This is a genomic window from Micrococcus lylae, from assembly GCF_900163825.1.
GTDB lineage: Bacteria > Actinomycetota > Actinomycetes > Actinomycetales > Micrococcaceae > Micrococcus > Micrococcus lylae.
This window is the reverse complement of the sequence record NZ_FUKP01000019.1, coordinates 26,224-32,832: the sequence shown is the minus strand read 5'-3', so window position 1 is coordinate 32,832 and position 6,609 is coordinate 26,224. Positions and strand designations below refer to the sequence as shown.

The following is a 6,609-nucleotide window of genomic DNA, read 5'->3' as shown; positions in this document are numbered from 1 at the left end:
TGCGAACTGATCCGTTCCGCGCCTCAGCACGAGAAAGAACTCTACACACATCCCCCCCCCCACACGCAAAATCGGGGCCGACTCCGGCACCTGTCACCTCGGATTCCGCGGTATTCCGCGGGTTCTGGCGGGGTCGTGCACCGTCTGCGCCGGTCCGCGGACGGTCCGGTGTGTGGTGTGGTCGGTCACATCGTGCCGCACCGTGGACGCAGCCACAGTGTGGTCAGCGCCGGCACGTTCACCACCACGGAGTGGTCTTGTCCGTGCCACGGCGTGTCTTCTGCCGTCACCGTGGACATGCTCCGCTGCGCGAGAAGCGCGTCCTGTGCCGCAGCGTCCTCCGCTCTGCCGGCCAACGCGGCATCCGAGGTGTCGAGCACGATCTCCCACTGCCCCGCCGACGGTACGCCCAGGCGGTAGCCCTGACGCCCCACCCCGGAGAGGTGGGTCAGGCAGACGAGGTCCCGGCCGTCGTCGTGCCCGGCGGCGGCACGCCGCACGAAGGCGAGCAGGTTCTCCTGAGCGGCATCCTTCTCCAGCCAGGTGAATCCGTCCGGCGTGTGGTCCGCGGACCACAGGGCCGGTGTCTTGCCGTACTGGCGGTTCAGTTCCCGCACCGTCAGCTGCACGCCGCGGTGCTCGGGCGCCCAGGAGGCGCCCCAGTCCAGGCCGTCGCCCTCGGACCACTCGGAGGGCTGGGCGTACTCACCGCCCATGAACAGCAGCTTCTTGCCCGGGTGCGCCCACATGTACGCGAAGTACGCCCGCAGGGTGGCCAGCTGCACGCTCCGATCGCCGGGGATCTTCGTCAGCAGCGAGCCCTTGCCGTGCACCACCTCGTCATGGGAAAGGGGCAGCACGTAGTTCTCCGAGTACGCATAGACCATGGAGAACGTCCACTGCCCGTGGTGCCACGAGCGGTTCACGGGGTCCTCGCCGAGGTAGGCCAGGGTGTCGTGCATCCAGCCCATGTTCCACTTCTTGCCGAAGCCCAGGCCGCCGGCGTCCACCGGGGCAGAGACGCCCTCGAACGCCGTGGACTCCTCCGCGATCATGTGGATGCCCGGATGCGTGCGATACGCGGTGGTGTTCACCTCGCGCAGGAAGGCGATGGCCTCCAGGTTGTGGTTGCCGCCATGGACGTTCGGCTCCCACTCGCCCTCGTTGCGGGAGTAGTCCAGGTACAGCATCGAGGCCACGGCGTCCACGCGCAGCCCGTCGATGTGGAACTCCTCCAGCCAGTACAGGGCGTTGGCCACCAGGAAGTTCCGCACCTGTGGCCGCCCGTAGTCGAAGACGTAGGTGCCCCAGTCCGGATGCTCGCCGCGGCGCGGGTCCGGGTGCTCGTACACGCAGGAGCCGTCGAACCGTCCGAGCGCGAACTCATCCTTGGGGAAATGCGCCGGGACCCAGTCCACGATCACGCCGATGCCCGCCGCATGCAGCGCGTCCACCAGGTGCTTGAACTCGTCCGGGGTGCCGAACCGGGAGGTCGGCGCGTAGAAACCGGTCACCTGGTAGCCCCAGGAGCCGCCGAACGGATGCTCGGCCGGGGGCAGGAACTCCACATGCGTGAAGCCCAGCCACGTCACGTACTCCACGAGCTGCTCCGCCAGCTCCCGGTAGCCCAGGCCCGGGCGCCAGGAGCCCAGGTGCACCTCGTAGACGCTCAGCGGCTGCTCGTGCGGGTCGGTCTGCGCACGGCGCTGCATCCACTCGCGGTCCCGGAACGTGTACTCCGAGTCCCAGACGCGCGACGCGGTGGCCGGCGGCACCTCGGTCCAGCGGGCCAGCGGGTCCGCCTTCTGCCGCCAGTGGCCGTCCACGCCGAGGATCTCGTACTTGTAGCGGGTGCCGTGGCCGACGCCGGGCACGAACAGCTCCCAGACGCCGGAGGCGCCCAGGCTGCGCATCGCCTGCACGCGCCCGGACCAGCCGTTGTGGTCCCCCACCACGCGGACGGCGCGCGCGTTCGGCGCCCACACCGCGAAGGAGGTTCCGACGACGGCCCCATCGTCTGAACGGCGCACTCTCGCTCCCAGCGCCTCCCAGAGCCGCTCATGGCGGCCCTCCGCGATCAGGTGCAGGTCCAGCTCGCCGACGGTCGGCAGGTGCCGGTACGGGTCGTCCTGCTCCTCGACGTCACCGAGGGCGCCGTCCTCCCCGACCGGGTAGGCCACGTGCACCCGGTAGTCCCCGGCGGAGACGCCGGCCGCCGCGGGGATCGGGGCCACGCCGACGAAGACGCCGTCGTGCTCATGCTCGAGCTCCACGCGCACGCCGTCCCCGGCGCGCACGACCTCGACCGTCCCCGCCAGTGGGCGCAGCACGCGGTAGGTCACGGCGGTGCCGTCCGGGTGCGGGTGAGCGCCCAGCACGTCGTGGGGAGCGTAGTGGCGGCCCTGCGCGACGGCGGCCAGCAACTCCTGCTCGACGGGCAGCGGGGCGGGGGACGGGGTGCTCATGCGGTCCTCTCGGTGGCGAACGGTGGGCGACGGGGCACCGGGGGCGCCCCCTCCGCAGGTGGCGAGGGGTCGCCGTCGTCGAATCCGGGTCCACGACGGCGCCCCGCCCGCCTCAGCCGCGGACGATCCGCAGGATGTGGGCCGGCTCCGCGGACGGGTCCAGGCGCACGTACGGGCGCTCGTCCCAGTGCCAGCGCTGACCGGTCAGCAGGTCCTCGACCTCGATGCGGCCCTGCTCGTCCCGGTCCTCGTCGCGGACGCCGAGCGCCTCGAAGTCCAGCTCGAGGGTGGACTCGGCCACCTCGTGCGGGTTGCAGGTGACGGTCACCAGGACGACGTCATCGGCGGTGCCGGCCGGGGCGTCGGTGACCGCGGCGGCGTCGGCGTGGATGCCCTCGGGGGCGGCGGCACGACGCTTGGAGAAGACCAGCACGTCCGAATGCAGCGCCGAGTGCAGGGTCAGGTTCTGCAGGTCCCGCAGCGCCGGGTGCTCGGCCCGAATCTCGTTGAGGCGGGTCAGGTACGGGGCCAGGGACTGCCCCGCGGCCTCGGCGCCGGCCCAGTCCCGCGGGCGGTACTCGTACTTCTCCGAGTCGATGTACTCCTCGGCGCCCGGCCGCGGCACATGCTCGAACAGCTCGAAGCCGGCGTAGACACCCCACAGCGGATTGGACATCGCGGCGACGACGGCGCGGATGCGGAAGGCACCGGGGCCGCCGGTCTGCAGGTACTCGGTGAGGATGTCCGGGGTGTTCACGAAGAAGTTCGGGCGGTAGAAGCCCGCCGTCTGCTGCGTGACCTCCTCGAGGTACTCCTCCAGCTCCTCCCGGGTGTTCCGCCAGGTGAAGTAGCCGTAGGACTGCTGGAAGCCCACGCGTCCGAGGGCGTGCATCATCGCCGGGCGGGTGAACGCCTCGGCGAGGAAGACGACCTCCGGGGTCTCGGCGCGGACCTGCGCGATCAGCCACTCCCAGAACCACAGCGGCTTGGTGTGCGGGTTGTCCACGCGGAAGATGTGCACGCCGCGGGCGACCCAGCCGCGCACCACCTCGAGGACGGCGTCGGCCAGACCCTGCGGGTCGTTGTCGAAGTTCAGCGGGTAGATGTCCTGGTACTTCTTCGGCGGGTTCTCCGCGTAGGCGATGGTGCCGTCCACGCGGGTGGTGAACCACTCCGGGTGGCTCTGCACCCAGGGGTGGTCCGGGGCGCACTGCAGCGCCAGGTCCAGGGCGAGCTCGAGGCCGTTCTCCCGGGTGGCGGCCACGAAGGCGTCGAAGTCCTCGAGGGTGCCCAGGTCCGGGTGCACGGCGTCATGGCCGCCCGCCTCCGAGCCGATGGCCCACGGCGATCCCGGGTCCTGCTCACCGGCGGTCAGCGTGTTGTTCGGGCCCTTGCGGTGGGCGTGGCCGATCGGGTGGATCGGCGGCACGTAGAGGACCTGGAAGCCCATGGAGGCCACGGCCGGGATGCGTTCGGCGGCGGTGGCGAAGGTGCCCGAGTGCCAGGTGCCGGTGGCCTCGTCGAAGCGGGCGCCCTCCGAGCGCGGGAAGAACTCGTACCAGCCGCCGCGGCCGGCCAGCTCGCGCTGCACGTCCAGCGGGTACTCCTCCGAGCTGGAGAGCAGCTCGCGGAGGGGGCGTGCGGCGAGCGCGGCGACCAGCTCCGGGTCCTCGGCCGCAGCCAGGCGCTCGGCGGGCAGGCGGGAGGTGTCCGCCAGAGTGCGGGCGGCGGCGGAGAACAGGGCACGGTCCTCGGCGGAGCGGGTGGCGTCCTCGGCGGCACGGGCGAAGAGGGCCTCGCCCTCGGCCAGCATCAGCTCCACATCGACTCCGGCGGCGATCTTCACCTCTGCCGCGTGATGCCAGGTGCCCACCGGGTCCGACCATCCCTCCACCACGAAGTGGTGCAGGCCCGGCCGCGAGGGGCGCAGGGTCGCGAGGAACTCGTCCAGGCCGGGACGGCCGGGGCGCATGTGCACCCGCTGGACCTCGGCGCCGTCCGGGCCGATCAGCCGGGCGGTGGCGCCCAGGCCGTCATGACCTTCACGGAACACGGTGGCGCGGACAGGCACGTCCTCCCCCACCACGGCCTTCGCCGGGAAGCTGCCGCCCTCGACGACGGGCTCCACCTCCGTGACGGGGATGCGACCGGTGAGGGTCACGGGACGGGTTCCGGCGACGGACACCGGACGATCGGCGGACACGGCGACGTTCTGAGGCTTCTCCACGTCTGAGACGCTACCGCGCGGCAGGGTCCGGCGGGAACAGACGCCGGACCGGTCGGACCGGGCACGGCCCCTGCCCCCACGGCGCCCAGATCACTGGAGCATGGTCTTGTCATCCACCACCGCACCCTTGATCTTGCCGAACTCGGCGAGCAGGTCCTGGGCGGTCTTGCCGGCCTTCTCCTGCTCGTCCAGCTCGAGGATGATCTCGCCGTCGTGCATCATGATCAGCCGGTTGCCGACCTGCAGCGCCTGGTCCATGTTGTGCGTGACCATCAGCGTGGTCAGCCGGTGCTCCGCCACGACCTGCTCGGTCAGGCGGGTGACCAGCTCGGCGCGGGACGGGTCGAGCGCTGCGGTGTGCTCGTCCAGCAGCAGGATCTTCGGGCCGGAGAAGGTCGCCATGAGCAGGGACAGCGCCTGGCGCTGGCCGCCGGAGAGCAGACCCACCTTGGTGGTGAGGCGGTTCTCCAGACCGAGCTCCAGCGTGGTGAGCGCCTCGCGGAACAGGTCCTTGCGGGACTTCGAGACGCCGGCGGCCAGGCCGCGGACGTGGCCGCGGCGGAAGGCCAGCGCCATGTTCTCCTGGATCGTCAGGTTCGGCGCCGTGCCGGCCGTCGGGTCCTGGAACACGCGGCCGATCCACTGCGCGCGGCGGTGGTCGGCCATCTTCGTGACGTCCTTGCCCGCCACGGACACCGAGCCGGTGTCCGGGGTCAGCTTGCCGGCGATCGTGTTGAGGACGGTGGACTTTCCGGCGCCGTTGGAGCCGATGACCGTGACGAAGTCACCCTCGTCCAGGTGCAGGTCGATGCCGCGCAGCGCCTTGCGCTCGTTGACGGTGTTCGGGAAGAACGTCTTGGAGACGTCACGGATCTCAAGCACGGGTGGCCTCCTGCGGGGTCGGAGCGTCGGCCTCGGCGTCCACGGCAGCCGGGGAGGAGGTGTCCGCCGTGGCCCTGGATCGGATGCTCAGGCGCTTGGCGATGCCGAACTGCGGCAGCAGCAGGGCGAGCACCACGAGGGCGGCCGAGATCAGCTTCATGTCGTTCGGGTTCAGGCCGGCGTTCAACGCCAGCTGGATGATCACGCGGTAGAGGACGGCACCCACGATCACCGCGAAGGTCGCGATGAACACGGTGCGGGTGCCGAAGATCGCCTGGCCGACGATCACCGAGGCCAGGCCCACCAGGATGAGGCCGATGCCCATCGAGATGTCCGAGAAGCCCTGGTACTGCGCCATGGCAGATCCGCAGAGGGCGACCAGGCCGTTGGAGAGCATCAGACCGAGGATCTTCATGCGGTCCGTGGAGACGCCGTAGGAGCGGATCATCTCCTCGTTGTCGCCGGTGGCCTGCAGGGCCAGGCCCATGTCCGTGTGCAGGAACCAGTCCAGGACCAGCTTCAGGACGAACACGAGGACGAACAGGACCGCCACGGACTGCCAGTTGCGGCCGACGCCGAATCCGGCCAGCCCGGAGAACAGGGTGTCCTGGCCCAGCAGCGGGATGTTCGCCCCGCCCATGATGCGCAGGTTGACCGAGTACAGGGCGATCATCGTCAGGATGCCGGCGAGCAGCCCGTCGATCTTGCCCTTCGTGTGCAGCAGGCCCGTGATGAGGCCGGCGGCGGTGCCGACGAAGAACGCCGCGACCATGGCCAGTGCCCAGTGGGTGCCGTTGGTGATGAGGATCGCCGCGGTGGCGGCGCCGGAGGTGTACGACCCGTCCACGGTGAGGTCCGGGAAGTTGAGGATGCGGAAGGTCAGGTACACGCCGAGTGCCATCACGGCGTAGACCAGACCCAGTTCGAGCGCTGAGATCATGCGTGAAGCCTTTCTGGGAGGCGACCTGCGACCACGGTGTGCCGCCCCTGCCGGGCGGGCGGCCGTCGTCGTGCCGCCGGGGGTCCCACACGGGG

The 6,609-nt window shown here is 70.7% G+C and carries 4 protein-coding genes; all 4 read right to left on the bottom strand.

Features of this window, described 5'->3' with window-relative positions; translation table 11 throughout:
• Positions 1-185: 185 nt before the first annotated feature.
• The 4 genes from glgB to FM125_RS03315 all read right to left on the bottom strand — a co-directional run bounded on the left by glgB (position 186) and on the right by FM125_RS03315 (position 6,514).
• A complete protein-coding gene (gene glgB, locus FM125_RS03330; RefSeq protein WP_087133630.1) occupies positions 186-2,465 on the bottom strand; it encodes a 1,4-alpha-glucan branching protein GlgB in 2,280 nt (759 codons plus the stop codon).
• Positions 2,466-2,577: 112 nt separating this feature from the next.
• The gene (locus tag FM125_RS03325) at positions 2,578-4,668 is read right to left on the bottom strand and encodes a maltotransferase domain-containing protein (RefSeq protein ID WP_087133634.1); all 2,091 of its coding nucleotides are present in this window, start codon (positions 4,666-4,668) and stop codon (positions 2,578-2,580) included.
• Between the two features lie 114 nt (positions 4,669-4,782).
• Positions 4,783-5,574, bottom strand: a complete 792-nt coding sequence (locus tag FM125_RS03320) for an ABC transporter ATP-binding protein (protein ID WP_067191337.1) — start codon at positions 5,572-5,574, stop codon at positions 4,783-4,785.
• Positions 5,567-6,514, bottom strand: coding sequence for an ABC transporter permease (locus FM125_RS03315; RefSeq protein ID WP_087133629.1), 948 nt, complete (start codon positions 6,512-6,514; stop codon positions 5,567-5,569). The genes FM125_RS03320 and FM125_RS03315 overlap by 8 nt, the downstream gene beginning before the upstream one ends.
• Between the last annotated feature and the right edge of the window lie 95 nt (positions 6,515-6,609).